Raw genomic sequence first — 25,806 nt, 5'->3', positions numbered from 1 at the left:
TGCATCACCCCGGAAAGATCGTGAAGCCGCCGTCCACGCGGATCACCTGGCCGTTGATGAAGCGGGCGCGCGATCCAGCGAGAAAGGCGACAGCCTCGGCAATCTCTTCAGGCTCGGCATAGCGGTTCAGGGAACGCTTCGACGAATCCATCCTTGCCGGATCGACGACGCGTGTCGCCTGGAACCGGGCGGTTTTCGTCGCCCCGGGGCTGACTGCATTGATCCGCACGCCCTCGTCGATCAGTTCCTTGGCGAGGCAACGGGTATAGTGGACGACAGCAGCCTTGAGCGTCGAATAGACGACCTCCGGCGAGCAGCCGAGGTGAGCGGCCGCCGAGGCGATATTGATCACCGACCCTGATCCGCGCTTCACCATCGGCGGCACGAAGGCCTGGCAAACCAGCATGGTGCCGATCAGGTTGTTTTCGGTGAGCACCTTTATGTCCTCGTAATCGATGTCGAGGGCATTGTTGGGGTTGGGCTTGGTTCCCTTGGCGCCGATGTCGCCGCCCGCGCAGTTGACGAGCACATGCACATCGCCGAGTTCCGCCTCGATCTTGCGCTTCATCTCGGCTACGGCGGCACGGTCGCCGATATTGCCGGTGACCGCGGTCACCCGGGTGCCGTGTCGTCCCAGGTGCCTTGCCGATTCACCGAGGTCTGCGAACTCGCCGTACTTCGCCGGTTGGGTCCAGTCCAGGTCGTGGATTGCAACGTCCGCCCCGAGTTCCGCCAGCCGGTCCGCCATGACGTGGCCGAGGCCGCGTCCGGAACCGGTGACGAAGGCGGTGATGCCGCTGAGTTCGCGAGTTGTCATGAGGGGTTCTCCAAGGTCATGAGGCCGAGCTCCTTCATGTTGGCGGCGCTGCGCCGGATCATGTCGAGCTCGTAGGAAACCAGGGCGCCGTCGTCCCCGCGCTCCCAGGGAGTGCGGAAATCGGCATCGTCGGGCAGGCGATTCTTTTGCGCGGCGGCAAGGCAGGCGGCGAATTCGCGCGCGGTTTGCGGCGGATAGCCGTTCCACCAGTCGTCGAGAAGAAAGCGCACATGGCGCGCCTCGAGCGCGCCCGGCTCGAGCACCGCGGTGAGTTCGTCGTGCAGGTCGCCGAGCAGGGCCGCGAGGTCGCGGAAGGGCACGGCGCCGTCGCCGATGGCGCAGCGCACGAGCCGGTATCCTTCGCCCGTGAACTGGACGCGGTAGTCCTTCAGGTGGACATGTCGCACATAGGGCGCGATGCGGCGGGTGAAGTCGAGCGGCGCCTCGGCGACGGGAAACGTATTGCCGGTGTCGAACGTGATGCCGACCCCTCGCCCGCCGGTCTCGCAGAACGCCACCAGCTCGGCGCTGCCGAAATCCTGATGGTTCTCGATCGCGAGCACGCGGCCTTCGGCTTCGGCCCGCGGCCCCCATTGCTGAAGCGCCGACCTGATCGAGGCGTTGAGCTCGCCCCATTTGTCGCCCCAGGCATTGCGGTCACCGCACAGAACCGGTGTCAGGCCGAGCCGGATGGTCTTCGCGCCGAGCGAGCGGGCGGAACGGAACGCGCTCTCCAGCGGCCCCATCATGTTGAGCCCGGCGCTGACGACGGGCGTCATCCCAAGCCCATCGAGCCGCTCCTTCAGTGCGGCCAGCCCGGAATCGGACATTTCCGCCAGCCACGGATCGTAGATCTCCAGCGTGCGTGCGCCGAGCTCCTCGGCCAGGGCGATGAAGCCTTCGAGCCCCGCGCCCTTGGGGTTGGCGCGCGGCGTGCCGCGGCCCTGCAGCCCAAGATGATAGGTAAGCCCATAGGGGTTCAAACCAACGCGCAGCATCAGGCCAGCCGATCGAACGAGGGGAGACGGAGAACCTGCATCAGCGCAGGCCCGCATCGACGATGATGGATTGCTTGGTGATCATGCGGCTGTCGTCGGCGGCGAGAAAAAGCGCCGTGCGGGCGATCTCGTCGGCCAGCAGAACCCGCCTGATCAACTGGCGCCCGACCATCTGATCGACGGACTCCTGCGTCGCGTACCAGAGACGGCGCTGCCGCTCGGTGATCACGGCGCCCGGCTCGATGGCGTTGACGCGGATATTGTCGGGACCGAAGGCGCGGGCCAACGACCGCGTCATGCCGATGATCGCGGCCTTGGCCGTGGCATAGGCGGTCATCTGGTCGGCGCCGAAGCGCCAGGAGGTCGAGGAAAGGTTGATGATGGAGCCAAAGCCCAGCGACTTCATCTGCGGATGGACGGCCTGGGCGGCGAAGAACTGATGCTTCAGATTGACGTTCTGGGCATGATCCCAGTAGTCCGGCGTCACTTCAGCGACTGCGTGGCGGTCATCATTGGCGGCGTTGTTCACCAGGACAGCAACCGGCCCGACCTTTTCCCGCACATTCTCGATCGCTGCGCGCAGGGCCGCGATGTCGGTCACATCGCATGGCAGGAACAGAGGCGCGTGGCGCGTGGCGCCCGCAAGCTCCGCCTTCAGTTCCCGGCCGACCGCTTCCTGAATGTCGAGAAAGGCCACTCGCGCCGCGTTGGCCGCGAAGGCGCGAACCATTTCGGCGCCGATCCCGGAGGCTCCTCCGGTGATCAGCACGACACGGTCTGCGAGGCTTGGATAGGTGGCGAATGTCAAAGGCTGAGCTTTCAAAGAAGGGATTGGGTCGTCGGATCGAAGAGGCAAGCCCGCGCCATGTCGATGCCGAGGGTCATTGTCTCGCCCATGCGTGGCGCACTGTCCGGGTCGAAACGGCCGGTGACTTCGAGATCGCCGAAGCGAAGCACCGCCAGGGTCTCGGCACCCGTGGGCTCGACCAGCTCGACCGGGGCCTTCACCGCCGCAATGGCGCGCTTGCGGTGCTTCAAGTCGTCCGAAAAGCGGTAGATATGTTCCGGCCGCACGCCAAGCACGACGTTCCTCGGCGCGCTGGCCGGCACCGGCTGGGCAAGTTCCAACGCTGCCGTGCCGCCATCCACGGTCCGAACCGTGACGCAGGGCCGGCCCGCCCCGTCGCCGAGCTCGGCGGGAATGAAATTCATCGCCGGAGAGCCCATGAAGCCCGCGACGAACATGTTGGCGGGGCGGCTGTAGATCATCTGCGCGGCGTCGAACTGCTGCACCGACCCCTGATGCATGACGGCAATGCGCGAAGCGAGCGTCATCGCCTCCACCTGGTCGTGGGTGACATAGACCGTGGTCTTGCCGACACGGTTGTGCAGCTTCTTGATCTCGGTGCGCATGTCGACGCGCAGCTTGGCATCGAGGTTGGAAAGCGGCTCGTCGAACAGGAAAAGCTTCGGGTCGCGCACCAGCGCCCGGCCCATGGCGACCCGCTGGCGTTGACCGCCGGAGAGTTGCCCGGGCTTGCGGCCAAGCAGCGCCTCGATCTGCAGCAGCGCCGCGACGTGCTTGACGGCTTCGGCCTGATCGGCCTTCGGTACGCCGCGGCTCTCCATGCCGAAGGTGATATTCTGGCGCACGGTCATGGTCGGGTAGAGCGCATAGGACTGGAACACCATGGCGATGTCGCGGTCCTTTGGCGGCACGGAATTGACCAGCCGGTTGCCGATGCGGATTTCACCCGATGTCACGCTTTCAAGTCCGGCGATCATGGCAAGCAGGGTGGACTTGCCGCAACCCGAAGGTCCGACGAGAGCGATGAACTCTCCCGGCTGCGCTTCGAGGTTGATGCCCTTCAAGACGTCCACGGCGCCGTAGCTCTTGTAGAGATTGCGAATGGTCAGGGCGGATAGGGATTGGCTCGTCATTTGATGGCGCCCTGTGTCAGACCGCGAACGAAGTATTTGCCGCCAAAGAGATAGATCAGGAGCGGCGGCAGCGCGCCGATCAGCACGGCGGCGCTCATCACGTCGTAGCTGCGGGCGGTCGTGCCGCTCGCCGTCAGCGCGACAAGCGCGGCGGTGATCGGCTGCGCCTGGCCGGACGTGAAGACCACGCCGAACAGATACTCGTTCCAGATGCCGGTGAACTGCCAGATGACGGTCACGATCAGGATGGGCGGCGACAGCGGTATTATGATCTTCCAGAAGATCCGCCAGAAGCCGGCGCCGTCGATGCGCGCCGCTTTGATCAGGTCGTCGGGGATGCCGACATAGTAGTTGCGGCAGAACAGGGTGGTGAAGGAAATGCCCTGGACGACATGCACCAGGATCAGGCCGTAGGTCGAGTTGGTCAGGCCGAGCTTTCCAAGCACGAATGCCCAGGGCATCAGCGCGATCTGCCCTGGCATGAACACACCGAGCAGCATTGAGGTGAACAGGATTTCCGAGCCCTTGAAGCGCCACTTGGACAGCACATAGCCATTTACGGCGCCGAGCAGCGTGGAGATGATCGTCGCCGGAATGGTCATCCACAGCGAGTTCAGGAAATTCCGTTGCATCCCCTGGCAGGTGCCGGCGATGCAATACGTGCTCCAGGCCTGCGCCCATGCCTCCAGCCGGAAGGTCTTTGGCAGCGAGATGAGCCCGTCGCGCGCGATCTCCGCCTGCTCGCGGAAGGAATTGAAGACGACCACGAGCAGCGGGATCAGATAGATTGCGGCGAAGACCGTGAGCAGGCCATAGATCGCGAACCGGCTCCAGAAGTGCCTGCGGCTCGCGGCAGCCGCTTCCAGGTCGATGGCGGCGGCCAGTTCAGCCATTTCCTGCCTCCGCCCGGCGGCGCCACACCACCCACAGCGAATAGGGCACCAGCACCACGGCAAGCGCGGCCAGCATCATGACCGCGGCGGCCGCGCCCTCGCCGATCTCGCCACGCTGGAACATCAGATCGTAGACGTAGATGGCGGGGAACGTGGTCGAGATGCCCGGCCCGCCGCGGGTCAGGGCGGCGACGAGGTCGAACGTCTTGATGGCGAACTGGATCTGGATGACGGCGACCGCGAGGAAGATCGGCGCGATGGTTGGCAGAATGACCTTCCTGTAGGTGCGCACGACCGATGCGCCGTCGATCTGCGCCGCCTTCACCAGATCCGGATCGACCGAGCGCAGGCCGGCCAGAAAGAGCGCCATGGCGAAACCGGAAGACTGCCAGACGCCGGTGATGATCACCGCGTAGATCGCGTGGTTGCGATCGCTGGTGAGCGCGAAGCTGAATTCGCTCCAGCCCAGCCCGCGCACCAGCGCCTGGATGCCGTCGACCGGATTGTAGAGCCAGCTCCAGACGGTGCCGGTGACGATGAAGGAAACCGCCAGCGGGTAGAGGAAGATCGTCCGCCACACCGCCTCGCCGCGCACGCGCTGGTCGATCAGGATGGCCAGCAGCAGCCCGACCGCCATGGAGCCCACGATGTAGAAGCCGCTGAAGAGGAAAAGGTTGGTGTAGGCGATGTTCCAGCGCCGGTTGGACCAGAGCGATACGTAGTTGTCGAGGCCCGCAAAGCCGTAGCTCGGCAAAAGTGTCGAGTCTGACAGCGACAGATAGAGCGTCCAGCCCGTGAACACGAAGACATAGACGAAGCTCGCCGCGAGCGAGGGGGCGAGCACGAGGATCGGCACGATCGATCCCAGACGATCCCGCCACGAGCGGGCCGGCACGGCTATCGGAACGGAAAGGTCGTGGATGGACATTGGGCTTCCTGCCGGCCGGGCGCCGGCGCGATGTCGCGCCGGCGCCCTCCGCACGTCATTCCTGCGCTTCGGCGGCGTCGGCCATGGCGTTGGCCGCATCCTTGGCGGACATGTCCGGCGTCGCGACGAATTCTGTGATCGTATCCATGATGGCGCCGCGGACCTTTTGCGGGATGGTCATGTTGTGGGCCATTGAGCGGACCAGCGTGCCCGCCTCGATCGAGGCCTGCAGGTCCTTCTGGGACTTCTGCTGGCAGGGATTGAAGCCCTTCGACAGATCGACGTCGAGGCGCGCCGGGATCGAGCCCTTGGCCTGGTTGAAGACGGTCTGGAACTCCGGCGACAGGATGGTGCTGGCGAGCAGCTTCTGGCCCTCCACATAGTCGGGATCCTTCTGCTGGAAGAACACGACGGAATCGGAGTTCAGGATGAAGCCGGGCTTGCCCCAGTCGGTCGGCGCCTGGGCGCAGACATAATCCGTGCCCTCCTTGAAGCCGGCGGCGGTAAGCAGGCCGATCGTCCAGTCGCCCATGATGTGGAACGCCGCCTCGCCACGGCCGACCAGAGCCGACATCGAATCCCAGTCGCGGCCGTTCATGCCGGGGTCCATGTACTTGGACGTCATGATGCGGAATTGCTCGAAGGCCTTGACCATGCCGTCGCTGCGCATGGCGTCTACGTTGCCTTCGACGAAGGCTTTGCGATAGAGGTCGAGGTCCTGGCCGTAGACGACGACTTCGAAGACGGTGGAATCGGTCCAGTCGGCGGTCGAGTGCGCGATGCAGATCTTGCCGGTGGCCACGATCTTGTCGCAGGCTGCATTGAATTCCGCCCAGGTCTTCGGAACCTCGGTCACGCCGGCGGCCTGCATGACTTTTGGCGATGCCCATATCCAGTTGATGCGGTGGATGTTCATGGGTGCCGCCACCCACTTGCCGCTCGGCTTCATCACCGGCAGCAATTCCGGCGCCACCACCTTCTCCCAGTTCTCCGTCTTCGCGAGATCATCCAGATCGGCGGTCATGCCGGTCTTGTTCCATTCAGCGATCTCGGGACCCTTGAGCTGAACCGCCGGCGGAGCATTGCCTGCGATCACGTCGGCGCGCAGCTTGGCAAGCGTGTTGGCGGTATGGCCGGCGATCGAGGTCTGCTGCCATTTTCCGCCCTTTGCCTCGAACATCTCGCCAAGCTTGGCGATAGCCTGCGCGTCCGATCCTGTGGCCCATTGGTGGAGCAGATTGGTCTTCGGCTCGGCGAGTGCTGTGTTTGCAAGAAAGGCAAATGCCGCCGTAGCGACAAGGCTCGCCCTCAGATATCTCATCGTCTCACTCCCATTTGATTTCAGCACGGTTCATCACGACCGTTTCGTCAAGACCGTCCGCGCATCGCAGAAGGTCTCTAGTTTTTTCTAGAATGATCAAATACGATCGGCAGTCAAGGAGTTTTAAGACGAAAATGACAAAAAGCCTCCTCAGATCGCTGCTGGACGGTCAACCTCCGGGCACGCCTGAAAGTCTGATTGTCCGCTGTCTCAGCCAGCGCGGCGCCATTTCCGCCGCGCAGATCGCCCGGCTCACCGGCTTGGCCCGCTCGACCGTCTCGACGGCTTTGACTGGTCTGAAGAAGTCAGGGGTCGTGGTGGAACTGGCGGCGGCTGACGAAACGGCCAAAGGCGTCGGCCGGCCGCCGGCGACGCTGATGCTCAATCCTGAAGCCGGCACCTGCGTTGGCGTTCATCTTAGTCTCGACGAGATTCGGGTCGCTGTGGCCGACGTCTCGCATTCATTCATTTCTGAAAAAACTATCCCCCTCGGCCTGGATTATCCTCCGGACCGGGCGGCAAAGCTCACCAAGGCGGCGATCGCACAATGCTACGAGGAGAACAGCTTGTCTGCGTCCGGCCTCCTGGGTGTCGGGGTTTCTGTGTCGGGACCGGTCAGCCCCGAAGGCTTCGTCCAGCGGGCCAGCATCGTTCCCACTTGGGCTGGCGTCAACATCCGACATGTCTTTGGGCCGGTGCTGGAGCAGCCGATCTTCGCAGCCAATGAAAGCAACTGCGCCGCCATTGCCGAGATGATGTGGGGCGCCGCCGTCGGTTACGAGGACTTTGTCCTGTTCAAGATCGACCTCGGGGTCGGCGGCGCGATCGTCCAGCACGGACGCGTCGTGACCGGAATTGCCGGCGGCGCGGGCGAATTCGGTCACATGAGCATCGATCCATCGGGCGATCTTTGCCGCTGCGGCAATCGAGGCTGCCTGGAACTCTACGCCAGCTTCAACCGGCCGTTGGAGCAGATCGCGCGCGTGACGGGCCGGCGCGTCACGATGGACGACGTGATCCGCATGGCCGAGCAGGGGGATGTCGGAGCATTGCGCATGATCGAGGATACGGCCGAAATGGCGGGCCGCGGCCTGGGCATGATCGGATCCGTTCTGAACCCGCCCCTCATCATCATCGGAGGACGCATGGCGCTCGCCGGCGACATCCTGCTTACGCCACTCATTGCAGCCTATGAACGGCACACCCTAATCAAGGCGCGGGACGTCGCCCCCGACAGGCGCACGCGAATAATCATCGGCAAGCACACCGAAAACGATGTGCTGCTTGGAGCCGTCGGCCTCGTCCTGAGCCATTACGGGCGACTTCAATAGCCATGGGGACCGGCAAGGACTGCGCCAGGGGAAGGATAGTACGAAGCACCGCGAGTTAAGCCTTACGCTGCGACAGCGCCCCCTTTAGAGCAATTCCAGGAAAAGTGTGTAACGGTTTTCCGTCCGGAATTGCGTAAAAAATAGATAGTTAGAGCAGTTCAGCGTTTCCGTGAAACGATGAACTGCTCAGGGAAGCGCGCCTACTGCGCCGTCCAGCCGCCATCCATCGGCAAAGTCGTGCCGGTCATCTGCTTGGCGGCATCCGAGCATAGGAACAAGGTTAGCGCCGCAAGCTCTTCGACAGTGACGAACTCCTTGGTCGGCTGCGCGGCAAGCAGCACGTCGTGCTTGACCTGCTCCTCGGTCATGGCGCGCGCCTTCATCGTATCGGGGATCTGCTTCTCGACCAGCGGCGTCCAGACATAGCCGGGGGCGATCGCGTTGACGGTGATGCCGTCTTGCGCGACTTCCAGCGCCACCGTCTTGGTCAGGCCGGCAATGCCGTGCTTGGCCGCGACATAGGCCGACTTGAACGGCGAGGCGACCAGCGCGTGCGCCGAGGCCGTGTTGATGATGCGGCCCCATTTGCGCCGCTTCATGCCCGGCAGCGCCGCCTTGATGGCATAGAAGGCGGCAAGCAGGTTGATGCGGATGATCGCTTCCCACTTGTCGTCGGGAAATTCGTCGATCGGCGCGACATGCTGGATGCCGGCATTGTTGACCAGTATGTCGAGGCTGCCGAACGCCTCTTCGGCCTCATGGATCATGGCGGCGACCGCGGGGCCGTCCATCATGTTGGCGCCCGAATAGCGGCATTTTACGCCGAAATCCTTCTCGATGCGGGCACGCTCCTGCTCGATCGCCGCGGCGTCGCCCAGGCCGTTGATGGTGACGTTGGCTCCCTCGGCGGCAAAGGCGCGGGCGATTGCAAGGCCGATGCCGCTGGTCGAGCCGGTGACGAGCGCATTCTTCGAAGACAGGGAACCCATGGGAGATCTCGCAAGAGGAGGGAGGAACTATGAGGCTGATAGTTTGTGCGACGCAACATGACAATGCCATGGCCATGTGTCGGCTCGATTACAGCACGACAGCGCTGTTTGCCGGCTCGATGACGCGCCGAGTGCGGCTGACACGGCACTGTCATGCTGCCGTGCAACATATTTGCCAGCGCATTCGCGCGGGGACATTCTTCAAAAGCACTGGGGCAGCAGCATGGAAATCGCCGATGTCGTGAAGCACGCCTATGCGATGCCGCTCACCAACCCGTCCTTCCCGCCCGGCCCCTATCGCTTCTTCGACCGCGAATACATCATCATCACCTATCGCACGACGCGCGAGGCGCTGGAGGCGATAGTGCCGAAGCCGCTGGAGATCGATGAGCCGCTGGTCAAGTATGAGTTCATCCGCATGCCGGATTCGACCGGCTTCGGCGACTATACCGAGACCGGCCAGGTCATCCCCGTGCGCTTCGGCGGCCAGCATGGTGGCTATGTCCATTCCATGTATCTCGACGACGACGCGCCGATCGCCGGCGGCCGCGAGCTCTGGGGTTTCCCCAAGAAGCTCGCCAGCCCCAAGATCGTGCATGAGGGCGAAGTTGTGGTGGGGACGCTGCACTATGGCAGCGTTCTGTGCGCCACCGGCACGATGGGCTACAAGCACCGCGAAGCCGACCACGATTCCGTGCTCGCCTCGCTCGCCGCGCCCAATTTCCTGATCAAGATCATCCCGCATGTCGACGGCAGCCCGCGCATTTGCGAGCTGGTGCGCCACTACCTGACCGATGTGACGCTGAAGGAAGCCTGGACGGCGCCGGCCGCGCTCGACCTTCGGCCCCATGTCATGGCCGATGTGGCGAAACTGCCGGTGCTCGAGGTCGTGTCGGCCGTCCACTTCACCGCCGATCTGACGCTTGGGCTTGGCGAGGTCGTGCACGACTATCTCGCCGGCCGGTCCGCAGCGAACGCAATACAGCCGGAGAAGGCCCGTGCTTGAACGCACCCGCAACAACGTGGCCGCCGCCACCATTCATGAAATCTCCGCGCAATACGACCGCATCGCCCTTGTGTTCCAGGGCGGCGGCGCGCTGGGCGCCTATCAGGCAGGTGTCTATCAGGCGCTTTCCGACGCCGGCTGCGAGCCGACCTGGCTCTCCGGCGTTTCGATCGGCGCGATCAACGCCTCGATCATCGCCGGCAACGAGCCGAGCCGGCGCCTGCAGCGGCTGGAGCAGTTCTGGCAGACGATTTCCGGCCGCAAGATCTGGGCCTATACGCCCGAAGGCGACATCTATCGCGACATCCGCAACCGCACCTCGTCGTGGATGACGATGACCATGGGCCAGCCCGGCTTCTTCAAGCCGCGCAACCCGAGCCCGTGGTTCCAGCCGCCCGGCGCGGAAGGCGCCAACAGCTTCTACGACACCGCCGAGCTGAAGGACACGCTGGAGAGCCTGATCGACTTCGACGTGCTCAACGACGGCAAGAAGCGGCTCAGCGTCGGCGCGGTCAATGTCAGGACCGGCAACTTCGTCTATTTCGACACCGACAAGGTGCGCATCGGGCCGGAGCACATCATGGCGAGCGGCGCGCTGCCGCCGGCCTTCCCCTCGATCCGCATCGAGGGCGAGTATTACTGGGACGGCGGCATCGTCTCCAACACACCGCTGCAATACCTGCTCGACCAGGAGGAAGACCGTTCGTCGCTGGTGTTCCAGGTCGATCTGTTCAGCGCCCGCGGCGTGCTGCCGCGTGGCATGGCCGACGTGCTGTCGCGCCACAAGGACATCATGTATTCGAGCCGCACGCGTCAGAACACCGACAATTTCCAGCGCATCCATGCGCTCAAGATGAAGCTGCTCGATGCGCTGAAACGCGTTCCGCCGGAGCAGCTCAAGGACGGCGAGAGGGAGCTGATCGCCGACTATTCCGACGCCGGCATGGTCAACATCGTCCACCTGATCTACCAGCACAAAGGCTATGAGGGCCACGCTAAGGACTATGAATTCTCGGGCACCTCGATGCGCGAGCACTGGGAGATGGGCCTCGAGGACACCGAGCGCACGCTGCGCCACAAAAAGTGGCTGATGCTGCCGACCAATGCCGAGGGCGTCGCCATCCACGACCTGCATCGGGAAGACCCGACCTGATACTTGCGTCCCCCACCAGCGGAGCAATCTCGGGACAAGGACGCTGCGCATCGTGCGCATCACGAACGCCGCATCGGCGCGTCCCTCGTGAAGTCACCCTGTTTTCCGCGGCAAACTCGGCGAAAACTGTGTTACAGGGCGCCTAGAAACACCCCCACGGCATCAAGCACACTCTGTGGACTGTGAAGCTCTTCTTCATAGCCCATAAACATTATCGCGGATAGCCGCTCGCGGAGAGCGGGCCTACTTCTGAGCCAGCAAAATGCGCTGGGCTCAATGGAGTGCCCCGATGACCGTCGAAGCTGCTTCCTCCGCTATCGTTCCGTCGCGCGACGCCTGGCGCGGCCTGCTCTGGTTTGCGCCGCTCACAGCGCTGTGGCTACTCTTGATCTATCGTTGGCCGACGATCCCGGCCAGCGGCGTTCCGACCACGGCCCACCAGCTCGCCGCCCACGGCCTCATCGCGCTCGGATTGTGGCTCGGCCTCGAACATACGAGCCTGACGCCAGGTCAACGCCGCGCGACCTGGTTGGCGATCATGATCCCGGACACGCTGTGGTTCACCGTCGCCTGGAGCGCCGCGATCAATGGCGTCTTCCACCCGGACACCACGTCTTTACCGGTGTTGCCATCGGCGATCTTCCTGCCGGTGATCATCGGCGCGCCGCTGTTGCTGTTCTCTAAGCGGATCGGGCAGGTGCTCGATGCGATGCCGGCGAGCTGGCTCGTCGCGGTTCAGCTCTACCGCGTATTCGGCAGCTGGGCTCTCGCGGCGTGGCTGCATGGTGCGCTGCCCGGCGTGTTCGCAGTGCCGGCAGGCATCGGCGACATGCTGACAGGACTGTTCGCGTTGCCGGCGGCGATCGCTGTGGCGACCGGCACAGACGAGGGCCGGAGGACGGCAACTCTCTGGAACATCCTCGGCCTTGCCGACTTCGCTGTCGCGATCACCATGGGCATGATTACCTCGCCCGGCCCGTGGCAGTTGATCGTTCCGGATGTGCAGAGCATCGGCGCTGGCGATTATCCGGGTGTGCTGACCCCTGCTTTCGTGGTGCCAAGCTCAATCCTGCTGCACGTGTTGTCGCTGCGCCAGCTGCGCCACCGACTGACGGCGACGACGATCCGGGCCGCGTCGCGGCACCTGGAGCCTTCGAGCTCAAAGACCCTAGTCTAGAATTTGAGATCGGCGCCGGCTCTCAACAGCAGCCAGTAGAACAGGCCGGTCGCCGCTACCACGAGCAGCAGCGCCAGCAGGAAGCCGCCATGCGTATGCGTCAGCGGCAGCTCGGCGGTGTTCATGCCAAAAATGCCGACGATCAGCGTTCCCGGCAGAAGCAGCGCGCTCATCACCGCCAGCGCTTTCAGGCTACGGTTCGATTCATCCGCGAGCTCGGCCGCGACCTCTTCCTGCAGCAGCCTCGCGCGGTCGTTGACCATGACGACTTCGCGGTCGAGCCTTTTGAGGCGCGCCGACAGGCTACCCAGTATCTCATGCGCGCCTGCCGACAGCTCCCAGCCGGCACGGTTCTCGTCCTGAAACAGCGCCGCCTGCGCCGAGATCGGCCGGTGCAGCGAGACCGTGAGCCGGCGTACGTCCTTGATCCGCCGCCGTTCGTCGGCAAGCCGCTCGGTGACGAGATGATCCTCGACATCGTCCAGTTGCTTGGTCGCCGCGGCCAGCCGCTCGCTTGCGCTCTTGCAAAAGGCGAGCACGATCGCGCTGAACAGCTCGAATGCCGTTGCCGGCGCAAAACCCTCCGACAGTGTGTTGTGCACTTCCTCGACGGCAGCCAGCGAATGGCGGCGGCCGGTCACCAGCAGCCGGTCGGTCACGGCGAAATGCAGCCTGCCGATGGTGGTTGATCGGCGTCCGATCTCGCCGTGCAGATCGGCGGCGATGCCGTGCACGACGCCCTTCTCATGCGCCAGCGCCATGCTGTCTTCATGGCCTTCGAGGATTGCATGCGCCGATTGCGGCAGCGCGCAGGCATGGCTGATCCAGGAATGCGCGCGCTGGTCGATGAGGTCGACATGCAGCCACACCCAACCATCCGGCTCGGCGAGCGCGGCCTCGATGTCTTTCGGAGCGATCGGCTGTGGCGCTGCGTCGGCGGTGCCGCGATAGGCCCAGACCAGCCCGGGCGCATGATGCCGGCTATCGTCCCAGGCAAGCAGTGTCAGATGCGATGCGTCATTCATGGCCGCCACTCATGGACATGCCCGAAACTGTGACGGCGCCGAAGCCGGCGCCGCCGCTATTGTTGTCAATGCACGACCTGCCGCTCAGAACACCTGGCGGAGGATCACGAAGAGCACGAAGGCCAGCGCGATCGAGCAGGGCAGCGTCAGCACCCAGGCCAGCAAAAGGTTGCGCACGGTCGCCCACTGCAGGCCGGAGCCGTTCGCAGCCATCGTGCCGGCAACGCCGGACGACAGAACGTGGGTGGTCGACACCGGCAGGCCGAGACGGTCGGCCATGCCGATCGTGATCATCGCGACCAGCTCCGCGGCGGCGCCCTGGCCGTAGGTCAGGTGGCTCTTGCCGATCTTCTCGCCAACCGTGACGACGATGCGTTTCCAGCCGACCATGGTGCCGAGGCCGAGCGCCAGCGCCACGGCGATCTTCACCCACAGCGGGATGAACTTGGTCGCGTTGTCGACCGCCTTATGATAGTCGGTGACCGCCTTCAGGTCGGCGTCCTGCATCGGCAGCAGCTTCTTCTTGTCGATCAGCTTCAGTGCTTCGCCGATCAGATAGATGTCGTTGCGGGCGTTGCTGACCAGGTCGGTCGGTACCTTTTCGACGGTAGCGTAGGGCTGCAGCCCGGCGGTCGTGTTGTGGATGTAGGTCTGCAGCGCCACAGTCGTCTGATCGTTCCACGACTTACTGCGCACAGCCTCTTGGACCGTGGCCTTGGGGTCGGCGACGGTGACGCCCGGCTTTGCGTATTTGCCCAGCGCCTGCTCGACGGAAACCGAGGCGGACTTATAGGCCTCGAGATAGTTGATGTCCGGCGTGCGGTTGAGCGCATAAGCGGTCGGCACCACGCCGATCAGGATCAGCATGATCAAGCCCATCCCCTTCTGTCCGTCGTTCGAGCCGTGCGCGAAGCTGACGCCAGTGCAGGTGAAGATCAGCAGCGCGCGGATCCACCACGGCGGCGGCGTGTTGCCCTTCGGCGCCTCATAGAGCGCCGGATTGCGCACCAGAAGCTTCATCGCATAGAGCAGGATGGCAGCGGCGAAGAAGCCGACGAGTGGCGAAACAAGCAGCGACATGCCGACATTCGTCGCCTGTCCCCACTCGACGCCGCTGGTGGCGCTTCCGGCCGGCGCCATGAACTGGTTGGCGAGGCCGACGCCGATGATCGAGCCGACCATCGTATGCGAGCTGGACGCCGGCAGGCCGAGGAACCAGGTGCCCAGGTTCCACAGGATCGCCGCGACCAGCAGGGCGAACACCATGGCAAAGCCGGAGGACGAGCCGACCTGCAGGATGAGCTCGACCGGCAGGAGCGACAGGATGCCGAACGCCACCGCGCCGCTCGAGGTCAACACGCCGAGGAAGTTGAAGACGCCCGACCACATGACGGCGAATTCGGCCGGCAGGGAGCGGGTGTAGATGACGGTGGCCACCGCGTTGGCGGTGTCGTGGAAACCGTTGACGAATTCGAAGCCGAGCGCGATCAGAAGTGCGATGCCGAGCAGGATCCACGGCACCGTCTTGGCGATCGCCAGGTCCTGGCTCAGCGCATAGCCGACATAGATGAGGCCGGCCAGAACCAACACGCCGAAGGCCGGCAGGAACCACTTGGCGCCGCCCGATTGCTCTAGGGGATGATCCGGTCTCGGGATCCCCGCCTCACTGGAAACTACGTCCACCATTGTCCCACTCCTTTTGCATTGCAGCAAAGAACCGAGCGGAACGCTACGTCCCCAGGATGAAGCTGGTGTGACGCCCTACAACCTATCCGGCTATCTTTAGAAGCGAGGAAACCAGGAGCTTGCGCTCCTCCTGCGAGAGCACGTCGGAATCGAAGAGATTCATGCTGCGCAGTCCTTCGATGGCGAGGAAACAGACCAGCAGCGAGCCGAGGTCGTCCGTCTCCCCTTTCAGCCGTTCGAAGAGCTGCCGCTTGAACGCTGTTATCGGCGTCAGGAAGTCCGGATCCTCGGCGATCGCCGAGAAGATCCACGATGCCGAAGGCTGCGGCTCCTCGCAATCGTCGGCCGAGAGCCGGATATAGGCCGAAAGCGCGTTCTCATGACCGGTTTCGGCAACGCGCGCTTCGAGGTCCTGCTCAAACTCGTTGAGGTAGTTTTCGACCAGCCCCTGCATCAGCTTGGCCTTGGTCGGGAAATTGTAGAGCAGGCCGCCCTTCGACACGCCTGCCCGGTTGGCGACGGCGTCGAGCGACAGGCTTCCCGGACCCGCCTCGCGCGCCACGTCGGCGGCCGCGGCTAGTATCCTGTCGCGCGAATTTGCCCTGCGAGCTTTCATCACGCCTCCCTTACATTAGCTTATGATGAGCTTATGCGGAATTGACAAGACCGTCCAGACGGTACAGTAAAGCGCCCGAAATTTGAAATCGGGATTCATCATCGATATGTGTCCCGAGATCGACGTTTTGCCGGTTGCCGGCTCGAGGGGACTGTCCGTGAAGCGCTTCTTTATCATCACCGGAATTCTGCTGCTGCTCGCCGTGGTGTGCGCCGGCGTTGTCGGTTTCAACCTGTTTCGCGATAGTGCGATCAAGCAGTTTTTCGCCACTATGAAACCCCCGGCCGCGACAGTCTCGACCGTCGTTGCGAAGCCCGCGAACTGGACGCCTGGCGTCGAGGCGATCGGCACCGTCAACGCCGTGCGCGGCGTCGATCTGACCGTCGAGACAGCCGGCATCGTCAAGGACATCCTCTTCCACGCCAACCAGAAGGTCGCGGCCGACGCCGTGCTCCTGCAGCTCGACGATGCCGTCGAGAAGGCCGATCTGGTGGCGCAGAAGGCGCAGGCCGCGTCGGATCAGGCGGCGCTGACCCGCGCGATCGAATTGCAGCGGCGTGGCGTCGGCACGGACGCGACGCTTGATGCTGCGCGTGCTGCGGCAGACGCCTCGGCCGCGCAGGTGAACAAGCTGCAGGCAGTGCTCGACCAGAAGCAATTGTCCGCGCCCTTCGGCGGCACGGTCGGCATTCCCAAGATCGACATCGGCCAATATCTGGCGCCCGGAAACTCGGTTGTGACGATCCAGGACCTGGACACGATGCGGGTCGACTTCACGGTGCCCGAGCAGCAGCTGCCGCTGTTGAAGATCGGCCAGACGGTGCGGATCGGCGGCAACGTTGCCGACATGCCCTTTGCCGGCTCCATTCGCGGCATCGACCCCAAGATCGACCCGGCGAGCCGGCTGGTGTCGATCCGCGGCGAGGTCGCCAACCCGGAGGGCAAGCTTACGCCTGGCCAGTTCGTGCAGATCCGCGTCGAGCTGCCGCAGGAAAACAACGTCATCTCAGTGCCGCAGACCGCGGTGACGTCAAGCCTTTACGGCGACTATGTCTTCGTGGTGGTGCCGGCCAAGCCCGCCGATGCCGGCGCCGCTGCGCCGGCGAAACCGGAAGACGGGAAAGCCGGCGCGGAGAAGCCCGCCGGCGACGCCGCCAAGCCGCAAGTCGATGCCTCGAAGCCGGCCTCCGATACGGCAAAGGCTGCCGATAACGCCGCGAAGCCTGCCGACAAGACCGTAGCCGACACCGCCAAGCCTGCCGAGGCCGGGCAGCAGCCGGCGCTCGTTCTGTCGCAGGTGTTCGTCAAGCTCGGTCGCCGCAACAACGGCATGGTCGAGATCACCGAGGGCTTGAAGGCTGGCGATCAGGTCGTCACCGCCGGCCAGAACCGGCTCTTCAACGGCATGTCCGTTGCCGTCGACAACACCATTGATCCCAGCAAATCGGCGAACGAGCAGGTTCAGCAATGAGCTTTTCCGATATCTTCATTCGCCGGCCCGTCCTGTCGACGGTGCTGGCCTGCATGATCCTGCTCCTGGGATTCCAGGCCATCTTCAACCTGTCGATCCGTCAATATCCGAAGGTGGACGAGACGGCGATCACCATCACCACCGCCTATCCCGGCGCCAGCGCCGACCTGATCCAGGGCTTCATCTCCGCGCCGATCGCGCGCGCCGTCGCCTCGACGGAAAACATCGATTACGTGACCTCGTCGAGCCGTCCGTCTTCGAGCACCGTGACCGTGCAGATGAAGCTCGGCTCCAATCCCGACGTGGCGCTGACCGAAGTGCTGTCCAAGGTTCAGGGCGTGCGCGGCACTTTGCCGGATGCGTCCAAGGACCCGGTGATCGTCAAGGGCACCGGCCAGCAGTTCGCGATGATGTACATCTCGATGCAGAATCCGAACATGACGAAGGAGCAGCTCACCGAGTACATCGAGCGTGTCGTGCGGCCCCGCATTTCGACGGTGGAAGGCGTCGCCGATGTGCAGATCTTCGGCGCCGAGGAATATTCGATGCGCGTCTGGATCGACCCGGTCAGGCTTGCCGCCCGCGGCGCGACCGCCGCCGACGTGCTGACCGCGATCAACAACTCCAACTTCCTGTCCGCGCCCGGCAACACCCAGAACGAGTATGTGGTCTCCTCGATCACCGTGCACTCGACCTTGCAGACGCCGGAGGCTTTCTCCCAACTGCCGATCCGCTCGACGGACGGCCAGGTGGTGCGCCTGCGTGACGTGGCGCGCGTCGAGCTCGGCGCGGCAAGCACCGACACCAGGGTGAGCTTCAACGGCAAGCCCGGCACCTTCCTTGCTATCTTCCCGACGCCGGCGGCCAACCCACTGACGACGGCAGCGGCGGTCACCAAGCTCGTGCCGGTGATTCAGGAGACGCTGCCGAAAGGCATGACGATCGAGGTCGTCTACGATTCCACCGAGCAGATCAGCGCCTCGATCGAAGAGGTGTTCAAGACCATCGGCGAGGCGGTTGCCATCGTCATCGTGGTCATCCTCTTGTTCCTCGGCTCGTTCCGCTCGGTGATGATGCCGATCGTCACCATCCCGCTGTCGCTGATCGGTGTCTGCTTCATCCTGTTTTCGATCGGCTACTCGATCAACCTCTTGTCGCTGCTCGCCATGGTGCTGGCGATCGGGCTCGTCGTCGACGACGCCATCGTGGTGGTGGAGAACATCCACCGCCACATGGAGGAAGACCACATGTCGCCGATGCAGGCTGCCTTCAACGGCATGCGCGAGATCTTCTCGGCCATCGTCGCCATGACCATCACGCTCGCCGCCGTGTTCGCGCCGCTAGCCTTCACCGGCGGTCTGACCGGCGCGTTGTTCCGTGAGTTCGCGGTCACGCTGGCCGGCTCCGTGGTGCTGTCAGGCCTGATCGCCGTCACCATTACGCCGATGATGTCGGCGCGCCTCCTGAAGGCCGGCGCGCATGGCCGCTTCCAGCGCATCGTCGACGGCACGTTCAGCCGCGTCGAGCGTGTTTACGAGCGTGCGGTCACCGCCTCGCTCAGAAACCGGCCGGTGACGCTGATCATCGTCGTCGCCTTGGTCGCCCTTACCGGCTTCATGTTCACGAAGACCTCGAGCGAGCTGGCGCCGGAAGAGGATCAAGGCTTCCTGCTCTCGATCGTGACCGCGCCACGCTACGCGACGTCGGACTATACCGAGACCTACGTCAACCAGATCCTCGGCCTGGTGAAGGATATCCCGGAGACTAGGGCGCAGTTCTCCGCCGTCGCCTTCGGTGGCTCGACCAACAGCGCCTTTGTCGGCTTTGCTTTCAAGGACTGGGCCGAGCGTCAACGCAGCTCGAAGCAGATCCAGGCCGATATCACCGGCCGCCTAGCCAAGGTGGCGGGCGTCGAGGCTTTCATCTTCGCGCCGCCCACATTGCCCGGTTCCGGCGGCGGCCTGCCCATCTCCATGGTGGTGCGTTCGACCGGTGACCCCTCCGAGGTCTTCGACGAAGCGGAGAAGATCAAGAACAAGGCGCAAGCTTCCGGCCGCTTCATCGTCGTGCAGAACTCGATGGCCTATGACGCGCCACAGGTGACGGTGACCATCGACCGCGAGCGCGCGGCGGCGCTGAACCTGCCGATCGCCGATATCGGCAATACGCTGACTTTGCTTGTCGGCGGCGCCGAGGTGGCGCAGTTCGACCGCGACTCCAACAGCTACGACATCATCCCGCAGGTGCCGAAGGAGTTCCGCGACAATCCGGAGAAGTTGGGCGAATATTTCGTGCGCAGCGTCGACGGCAAGATGGTGCCGCTGTCAGCGGTGGTGAAGATTTCGACCAACGCCTCGCCGGCTGCGATCGAGCAGTTCAACCAGTTGAATTCCTCGACGATCTCGGCCCTGCCGCTGCCGGGCGTCACCACCGGCGACGGGCTGAAAGTGCTGGAGGATCTTGCCAGGGAAACGCTGCCCGACACCTTCTTCATCGACTATTCTGGCCAGTCGCGGCAGGAAAAGGAGCAGGGCAACACCATCCTGATCGCCTTCACCGCCGCCGTGATCGTCATCTACCTGGTGCTGGCCGCGCAGTTCGAGAGCTTCCGCGATCCGCTGATCATCATGATGGCGGTGCCGCTCTCGATCTTCGGCGCCATCGTGCCGCTCAACATCGGCCTGGGCACACTCAACATCTATACGCAGGTCGGACTGATCACGCTGATCGGCCTCATCACCAAGCACGGCATCCTTTTGGTGGAATTCGCCAATCAGCAGCGAGAGATCCATGGCATGCGGCGGCACGACGCCATCATCGCCTCGGCCAAGGTGCGCCTGCGGCCGATCCTGATGACGACGGCGGCGATGGCGCTCGGCGTCGTGCCGCTGATCATCTCCAGCGGCGCCGGCGCCGCGGCCCGTTACTCGATGGGCCTCGTCATCTTCACCGGCATCCTGGTCGGCACGATGTTCACGCTGTTCGTCGTGCCCATGTTCTACACCTTCATCGCCAGCAAGGATCTGCCGCACCTTGCCGAGAAGCCGGATCCGAAGCTGATGCCGGCGCTGCCGACCTGAACTGAGGCAATAGCGAATAGGGAATAGCGAGTAGCGAATAGCGATGGAACGGCGTTCGCGCTACGGGGCTTCAATCCCCTACTCGCTATTCGCTACTCCCTATTCGCTCCAAAAAAGAGGCCGGGAAAATCCCGGCCTCTTTTTTTGGCGGTCGCCCCACAGCTTCGGCGCATTGAGCCGAAGGCGGCAACCTGCCTGCTACTTGACCCAGTCGTTACTTGACGATGACGATGCTGGTGTTGGTGGGACCGAAGGCCTCGACGAGCTGGTAGAAATCGGCCGCCGCATCGGGATGCAGCCGCACGCAGCCATGCGAGGCAGGCCGGCCAAGGCGATTGATGGCATAGGTCGCGTGCACGGCATAGCCGCCGCTGAAGAACACCGAATGCGGCATCGGCGCGTTGTCGTATTTCTTCGAATACCACATCTCGTGCATGCGCGTCGGCTTGAACGATCCCGTCGGTGTGATGTGCGCCCTGTCGCCCGTCGATACCTTCCAGGTGAAGGTCGGCCGGCCGTCGACCGTGACTTCCATGATCTGCTGCGACAGCGAAACCCGGGCGACGATCTGATTGGCGTGGGCGGCATTGCTAGCGAAAAGCAGTGCAGCACCGGTCAGCGCGGCGGCGGCAATGTTGATGAGCTTGGCTGAAATGGCGGTATGCATGACGATCCCTCTTTTTGTCCGGTCCCGGCCGGCTTCAATTTCGATGGGCCGTCTTATCGTGGGCACCTGTTTCAAGCTTATTTCGCTTGGTGCTCGTTTCTGTTTCGAATCCGTTTCTCGAAATTAACGGAGCCACCCAACGGAATCGGCTCGTGGACGGGCGTATAGTTAACGAGAAATCAAGCGGATGCCGAAAACGAAAGCGCGTATGCCTCTGATACGAAAGCTATTTCGCCGATCTCGAAACCAAGTTGCAACAAAACGCGGCGTGCGCGGCATGATGCGGATACAGGCCGGCGGCAATATCGATGCAACGGGAACAGACATCAGCAAACGAAAATGGGCAGGAAATCGAACCTACGCTCCTGGCTTCTCAGGATAAGCGTCGCGGCGGTCATCCTCGGTGGCGCCGGCTCAGTCGCCGGCAACCCTGTGACGACGCTTGGCGCGATGAATTCCGGCGAGGTTTCGACGCTGCACACTGCGCTGGTCATCGCCACGGTCTGGATTGTTTCCAGCCTGCGCGTCAACCGGCTGAAGGCCCTCTGGCGGGTCGGCCTTCGACTGATGAGGACGCGCGGCCCCTCCGGCTACTTGCTGCCGAGAGGACCGAAGGCCCGCGCCGCAGCGGGGGGCTCCGTCAGCGGCGCGGGCGCTTCGGGAGTTTCCTGAAGTACCGACGACTATCGAATTTGGGGATCAAAGACATGAAGACGAAGCTTGCAGCCTCGGTGCTGTCCGCACTGCTCTACGCTCAAGGCCTGCTTGGCTTTGCCGCGCTTGCAACGGTGCTCCTCAAGGAGCGCGCCCACGCCGAGATCACCGCCAACGCCGACATGCCATCGGGCCCCTCGGTCCTTGTGGTGCGTTAAGCACTGGCATCGGACCCAAAAATGACAATCGGTTTTGGAGAATCCGATGCCAAGCTCGAAATCGCATCGGGCGCAAGAGCGCAAGGCGGTTTTGGGGAATCCGGTGCCGGATCAGAGCGATACCTTGGCCGCCCTCGAGTCAGTCGGTGCGCGGCGTCGGCGGATCGAAGCGATAGCCGGAGCCCCTGATCGTAGTGATGGTCTCGGTATCGAGCTTGCGGCGCAGCCTTACAATGCGCGAATCGATCGAGCGGTCGAAAGCGTCGGCGTTCTCGGCAGGCGCGGCGGCGATGATGTCGTCGCGCGTCAGCACCTTTCGCGGGCTCGCCAGGAACAGCCTGAGCAGCGCCACCTGCCCCGGCGACAACTGATCCTCGGCGCCGGAGCGATGCATGACCATGGCCGACCTCAAGTCGACGGTGGCGTTCTCCAGCACGATCAGTTCCTGGGTGTTGCGGCCGCGCCGCATCAACAGGCCGCCGATGCGCGCCGCGAGCTCCCGGACGTTGAGCGGGCTTTCGATCACGTCGGCGGCGCCGAGCTCCAGCGCCAGCACCTTGTCGACGAGATCGCGTGGCCGGCAAATCAGGACGAAATCGGGACCGCCCTCGCCGCCATAGCGCTTGAGCAACTCCCGGCTTTCGGCTTGGGTCACGTCGTCGCCGACGACCGCCACATCGATGCCCCCGGCCGAAAGCAGCGACTCCGCCTCCCACGGCTGTCGCGCCTGGCGTACGTCGTGCCCGCGCCGATCGAGATGGTCGGCAAGGTCGCCGGCTACCACTTCGGCTACGGACACAAGCGCGACGACGGATCGTGCTGCCATTTTTTCCACTCCGCCACAGACAACTCGAGATGAGCGCTGGACATCATGTTTATACCCAATCTACTTTCCGCTGAAAGCGGGAGCGAGACCATTGTGAAGGCGCGCATCATCGTCGTCGAGGACGAGCCGGATCTGAGGGAGGCGGTTGCCGAATATCTCGGCGCCAACGGCTATGACGTCGCCACGGCCGAGAACGCCGCGGCGGCGCGCAGCCTGCTCGAGGCGCAATCCTTCCACCTCGCCATCCTCGACATCGCCATGCCCGGCGAGGACGGCCTGTCGCTCGGCCGCTGGCTGCGCTCCAAGACCCAGATCGGCATCATCTATGCCACCGCCGCCGGCACCGCGCTCGACCGCATCGTCGGGCTGGAGCTTGGCGCCGACGATTACATCGTCAAGCCCTATGAATTGCGCGAAGTGCTGGCGAGGGTCCGTAGCGTGTTGCGCCGCGTGCCGCAGCCGGCAGCGCCGCAGGCTGCCAAGATCGAGGCCGGCGCCCGCCGCTTCATGAATTTTGGCGGCTTCCAGGCCGATTTCGACGGCAGGCTCGTCACCGGCGCCAATGGCGCGGTCATCGAGATGGCAAAGAGCGAGTTCGACGTTCTGGAGGTTTTCCTCACCCGCGCCAACCGCCTTTTGACGCGGGCGGCGATCTCGGAAGCGATCGGCTTCGTGGAAGATCCCGAATCGTCGCGCGCGGTCGACATCCGCATCATGCGTCTCAGGAAGAAGATCGAAGCCGATCCGGCCAACCCGAAATTCCTGCGTACGGTGCGCGGCGAAGGCTATATCTTCTCGCTGCCGACCGGCGAAAGCAATTGAACGACACGCACTGGCTCGAATGACGGCCGACCATGACTGCTGAGGCAGCACGCACCGATATGCAGGGTTCCCGTCAGGGCGCCGCGATGGCGGCCGTCCATGTCGTCCGCCGCCTGCGCGAGGCGGGCGACTGGCAGCGAGAGATGGACGGCATACTGGAGACGCTGTCCCGCTCGATGGATTGCCAGCGCGGCATTCTTTTTCGTCTGCGCGAATTGCCGGGCGAGGGCTTCGCCCAGTCCGTGGCCGCCTACTGGATCGACCCAGCCTTCGGCGGCGAGCTCGCATCGCCGACGGTGATCATGCAGTCGATCATCAACTCCGATCGGCTGCTGGAGCGGCTGCAGGAGGATGAGCGCCAGGGCAAGGTCTTCGCCGGCCACACGCGCAACCTCGAGGGCTTCCTGCGGGCCGATTTCGAGAAGCAGAGCATCAAGTCCTTCCTTTCCGTGTCCGTCTTCGCCCACGGCCATCTCTGGGGCACGCTGGCCGTCAACGACTGCGTGGCCGAACGCGAATGGACCGACGAGGAAGAGGCGACGCTCCACATCATCGCTTTAGCCATCGGCGACGCCATCGAGCACTCGCCTTCCGAGGCGCATGCCAGCGAGGTCATCCGCCGCACCATGCTGCAGGCCTCGCTCGACGCCATCGTCGTTATCGACGAGTCCGGCTCGATCATCGAATTCAATCCGGCCGCCGAGAAGATGTTCGGCTTCCAGCGCAGCGACATTCTCGGCAAGGATCTGCTCGACACCATCGTGCCGCACTACTACCGCAAGGGCTATGCGTCCGGCGCCGAATACATGGCCGGCCGAGGCGCTCCGATGGTCGGCCAGCGGCTGGAGACGGTAACCCAGAACGCGGCCGGCGAGATCTTTCCGATCGAATTGACCGCGACCGAGATGCGGGTCGCCGACCGCCGGCTTTTCTTCGGCTCGATCCGCGACCTGCGCGAAAAGCTGCGCGCCGAGGAAGAGATCAACCGCCAGCGCGAGAAGCTGCACCAGAACGAGAAGATGGCGGCGATGGGCTCGTTGCTCGCCGGCGTCTCGCACGAGCTCAACAATCCGCTGGCGGTGGTGGTGGCTCAGTCGACGCTGCTGCATGAATTCGCGACCGATCCGCAGACCAAGGTGCGCGCCGAAAAGGTGCGCGCCGCCGCCGAGCGCTGCGGCCGCATCGTCAAGAGCTTCCTGTCGATGGTGCGCCTGCATCCGACCGAGCAGGCCGAGACTGACCTCAACCAGGTGATGCGCGCCGCGCTCGAGGTCACCGCCTATGGCGCGCGCTCCAGCGGCATCATCATCGACACCGATTTCGCCAACGGCCCGCTGCTTGCCATGGCGGATGCCGACCATGTCACGCAGGTCGCGGCCAACTTCCTCATCAACAGCCAGCACGCGCTGGCCGGCATCACCGCCGAGCGGCGCATCAAGGTGCGGACCTTCCGCAGCGACCGCGGCAATCCCGGCTTCTCCGTCGAGGACAATGGTCCAGGCATTCCCGAGGCGATCCGCTCGCGCATCTTCGAATCCTATTTCACCACCAAGCCGGTCGGTGTCGGCACCGGCATCGGCCTGTCGATCTCCAAGTCGATCGTCGAGCGCCACAACGGCAACATCTGGTTCGAGGAGGTTGAGCCGCACGGCGCGCGCTTCGTCGTCCAACTGCCGGCGATCGTCGCCGGCGCCGCCAAGGCCGGCGAAGGACCGGTCCGTTCGAGCGGGCTGCGCCACGCACTGATCATCGACGACGAGCCCGACGTCGCCGCCTCGCTCTCAGACATACTGGAGCTGATGGGCGTCAAGTCGCGCGTCGTCGCAAGCTGGACGTCGGCCGGCGACGTGCTGAGCGGGCATATGCCGCCGGACATCGTCTTTTCCGACCTGCGCATGCCTGGCACCAGCGGCATATCCATCTACCGCGAGCTGCTGGCCGAACGTCCGGGTCTGGCGCAGCGCTTCGTTCTGGTCACCGGCGACCTGATCGGCGCCAAGGCGGAGATCGAGGCGCTGCCGCCGCCGCAGCGCCCGCATATCCTGGAAAAGCCGTTCTCGACGCTCGACGTCCGCGGCGTGCTCGCAGCGATTGCCGAGCTTGCCGCGGTCGACAGCGGGGCGCACATCTGACGGGCTGGGTTCCAGCCGCCAAAAAAGAGGCTCCCGATCGACTTGCGACGGGAGC

Annotated in this window: 23 protein-coding genes; 10 read left to right on the top strand and 13 right to left on the bottom strand. The window is 64.0% G+C overall.

The window, feature by feature from the left end:
* Positions 1-4: 4 nt before the first annotated feature.
* Genes RFM40_RS04805 through RFM40_RS04775 form a run of 7 tightly spaced genes read right to left on the bottom strand, consistent with a single transcriptional unit; the run spans position 5 to position 6,898 of the window.
* Complete coding sequence (locus tag RFM40_RS04805) at positions 5-817, bottom strand: SDR family NAD(P)-dependent oxidoreductase (protein ID WP_320224615.1); 813 nt, start codon at positions 815-817, stop codon at positions 5-7.
* Positions 814-1,815 (bottom strand): sugar phosphate isomerase/epimerase family protein, encoded by a 1,002-nt coding sequence (locus RFM40_RS04800; RefSeq protein WP_320221002.1) that lies wholly within the window; start codon positions 1,813-1,815, stop codon positions 814-816. The genes RFM40_RS04805 and RFM40_RS04800 overlap by 4 nt, the downstream gene beginning before the upstream one ends.
* A 40-nt stretch (positions 1,816-1,855) precedes the next feature.
* The gene (locus RFM40_RS04795; RefSeq protein ID WP_320224616.1) at positions 1,856-2,623 is read right to left on the bottom strand and encodes an SDR family NAD(P)-dependent oxidoreductase; all 768 of its coding nucleotides are present in this window, start codon (positions 2,621-2,623) and stop codon (positions 1,856-1,858) included.
* 11 nt (positions 2,624-2,634) lie between these two features.
* Positions 2,635-3,756, bottom strand: coding sequence for an ABC transporter ATP-binding protein (locus RFM40_RS04790; protein WP_320277217.1), 1,122 nt, complete (start codon positions 3,754-3,756; stop codon positions 2,635-2,637).
* Complete coding sequence (locus RFM40_RS04785) at positions 3,753-4,649, bottom strand: carbohydrate ABC transporter permease (RefSeq protein ID WP_320221005.1); 897 nt, start codon at positions 4,647-4,649, stop codon at positions 3,753-3,755. Before RFM40_RS04785 ends, RFM40_RS04790 begins: the two co-directional genes overlap by 4 nt.
* Positions 4,642-5,577, bottom strand: a complete 936-nt coding sequence (locus tag RFM40_RS04780; RefSeq protein WP_320277216.1) for a carbohydrate ABC transporter permease — start codon at positions 5,575-5,577, stop codon at positions 4,642-4,644. Before RFM40_RS04780 ends, RFM40_RS04785 begins: the two co-directional genes overlap by 8 nt.
* A gap of 55 nt (positions 5,578-5,632) precedes the next feature.
* Positions 5,633-6,898 (bottom strand): ABC transporter substrate-binding protein, encoded by a 1,266-nt coding sequence (locus RFM40_RS04775; RefSeq protein ID WP_320277215.1) that lies wholly within the window; start codon positions 6,896-6,898, stop codon positions 5,633-5,635.
* A 134-nt stretch (positions 6,899-7,032) separates the two neighbouring features.
* Here RFM40_RS04775 and RFM40_RS04770 point away from each other — a divergent pair, with 134 nt between their 5' ends.
* Positions 7,033-8,229, top strand: a complete 1,197-nt coding sequence (locus RFM40_RS04770) for an ROK family transcriptional regulator (RefSeq protein ID WP_320224619.1) — start codon at positions 7,033-7,035, stop codon at positions 8,227-8,229.
* A 200-nt stretch (positions 8,230-8,429) separates the two neighbouring features.
* Here the strand turns inward: RFM40_RS04770 and RFM40_RS04765 are convergent, their stop codons facing one another.
* Entirely contained in the window at positions 8,430-9,218 is a 789-nt protein-coding gene (locus tag RFM40_RS04765; protein ID WP_320277214.1) for a 3-hydroxybutyrate dehydrogenase, read from the bottom strand.
* A 223-nt stretch (positions 9,219-9,441) separates the two neighbouring features.
* Between RFM40_RS04765 and RFM40_RS04760 the strand changes: the two genes are divergently transcribed.
* The 3 genes from RFM40_RS04760 to RFM40_RS04750 all read left to right on the top strand — a co-directional run bounded on the left by RFM40_RS04760 (position 9,442) and on the right by RFM40_RS04750 (position 12,554).
* Positions 9,442-10,224: an acetoacetate decarboxylase gene (locus RFM40_RS04760; RefSeq protein ID WP_320224621.1), complete on the top strand. Its 783-nt coding sequence runs from the start codon at positions 9,442-9,444 to the stop codon at positions 10,222-10,224.
* Positions 10,217-11,377, top strand: a complete 1,161-nt coding sequence (locus RFM40_RS04755) for a patatin-like phospholipase family protein (RefSeq protein ID WP_320224622.1) — start codon at positions 10,217-10,219, stop codon at positions 11,375-11,377. The genes RFM40_RS04760 and RFM40_RS04755 overlap by 8 nt, the downstream gene beginning before the upstream one ends.
* A gap of 289 nt (positions 11,378-11,666) precedes the next feature.
* A complete protein-coding gene (locus RFM40_RS04750) occupies positions 11,667-12,554 on the top strand; it encodes an MFS transporter (protein WP_320277213.1) in 888 nt (295 codons plus the stop codon).
* On the opposite strand, the gene RFM40_RS04745 is transcribed toward RFM40_RS04750, so the two are convergent.
* From RFM40_RS04745 to RFM40_RS04735, 3 genes are all read right to left on the bottom strand, one after another.
* Positions 12,551-13,579 carry a CorA family divalent cation transporter gene (locus tag RFM40_RS04745; RefSeq protein ID WP_320272592.1) on the bottom strand — a complete coding sequence of 343 codons (1,029 nt, stop codon included), beginning with the start codon at positions 13,577-13,579 and terminating at the stop codon, positions 12,551-12,553. The two genes, RFM40_RS04750 and RFM40_RS04745, sit on opposite strands and share 4 nt — an antisense overlap.
* An 84-nt stretch (positions 13,580-13,663) precedes the next feature.
* On the bottom strand, positions 13,664-15,265 hold the full coding sequence (locus RFM40_RS04740) for an inorganic phosphate transporter (RefSeq protein ID WP_320277212.1): 1,602 nt from the start codon (positions 15,263-15,265) through the stop codon (positions 13,664-13,666).
* An 82-nt stretch (positions 15,266-15,347) separates the two neighbouring features.
* Positions 15,348-15,881, bottom strand: coding sequence for a TetR/AcrR family transcriptional regulator (locus tag RFM40_RS04735; protein WP_320221013.1), 534 nt, complete (start codon positions 15,879-15,881; stop codon positions 15,348-15,350).
* A gap of 106 nt (positions 15,882-15,987) precedes the next feature.
* Between RFM40_RS04735 and RFM40_RS04730 the strand changes: the two genes are divergently transcribed.
* Both RFM40_RS04730 and RFM40_RS04725 read left to right on the top strand, forming a co-directional pair.
* Entirely contained in the window at positions 15,988-17,352 is a 1,365-nt protein-coding gene (locus tag RFM40_RS04730) for an efflux RND transporter periplasmic adaptor subunit (RefSeq protein ID WP_430691643.1), read from the top strand.
* Positions 17,349-20,432: an efflux RND transporter permease subunit gene (locus RFM40_RS04725; RefSeq protein ID WP_320224628.1), complete on the top strand. Its 3,084-nt coding sequence runs from the start codon at positions 17,349-17,351 to the stop codon at positions 20,430-20,432. The genes RFM40_RS04730 and RFM40_RS04725 overlap by 4 nt, the downstream gene beginning before the upstream one ends.
* A 214-nt stretch (positions 20,433-20,646) precedes the next feature.
* Here RFM40_RS04725 and RFM40_RS04720 read toward each other — a convergent pair whose 3' ends face one another.
* Entirely contained in the window at positions 20,647-21,099 is a 453-nt protein-coding gene (locus RFM40_RS04720; RefSeq protein ID WP_126097593.1) for a L,D-transpeptidase, read from the bottom strand.
* 339 nt (positions 21,100-21,438) lie between these two features.
* Between RFM40_RS04720 and RFM40_RS04715 the strand changes: the two genes are divergently transcribed.
* Positions 21,439-21,771, top strand: coding sequence for a hypothetical protein (locus RFM40_RS04715; protein WP_320277210.1), 333 nt, complete (start codon positions 21,439-21,441; stop codon positions 21,769-21,771).
* A gap of 35 nt (positions 21,772-21,806) precedes the next feature.
* Positions 21,807-21,971 (top strand): hypothetical protein, encoded by a 165-nt coding sequence (locus tag RFM40_RS04710; RefSeq protein WP_320224630.1) that lies wholly within the window; start codon positions 21,807-21,809, stop codon positions 21,969-21,971.
* A 139-nt stretch (positions 21,972-22,110) separates the two neighbouring features.
* Here RFM40_RS04710 and RFM40_RS04705 read toward each other — a convergent pair whose 3' ends face one another.
* Positions 22,111-22,797 carry a response regulator transcription factor gene (locus tag RFM40_RS04705; protein ID WP_320224631.1) on the bottom strand — a complete coding sequence of 229 codons (687 nt, stop codon included), beginning with the start codon at positions 22,795-22,797 and terminating at the stop codon, positions 22,111-22,113.
* A gap of 93 nt (positions 22,798-22,890) precedes the next feature.
* Between RFM40_RS04705 and RFM40_RS04700 the strand changes: the two genes are divergently transcribed.
* Together RFM40_RS04700 and RFM40_RS04695 are read left to right on the top strand one after the other, a co-directional pair.
* Positions 22,891-23,619 (top strand): response regulator transcription factor, encoded by a 729-nt coding sequence (locus RFM40_RS04700; protein ID WP_320272584.1) that lies wholly within the window; start codon positions 22,891-22,893, stop codon positions 23,617-23,619.
* A 32-nt stretch (positions 23,620-23,651) separates the two neighbouring features.
* Positions 23,652-25,751 (top strand): ATP-binding protein, encoded by a 2,100-nt coding sequence (locus RFM40_RS04695; protein WP_320277209.1) that lies wholly within the window; start codon positions 23,652-23,654, stop codon positions 25,749-25,751.
* The last annotated feature ends 55 nt before the right edge of the window (positions 25,752-25,806 follow it).

This window comes from Mesorhizobium captivum (genome assembly GCF_033977165.1).
Lineage (GTDB): Bacteria > Pseudomonadota > Alphaproteobacteria > Rhizobiales > Rhizobiaceae > Mesorhizobium > Mesorhizobium captivum.
The sequence above is the reverse complement of the archived record's forward strand: the minus strand, read 5'-3'. Positions and strand labels throughout refer to the sequence as shown.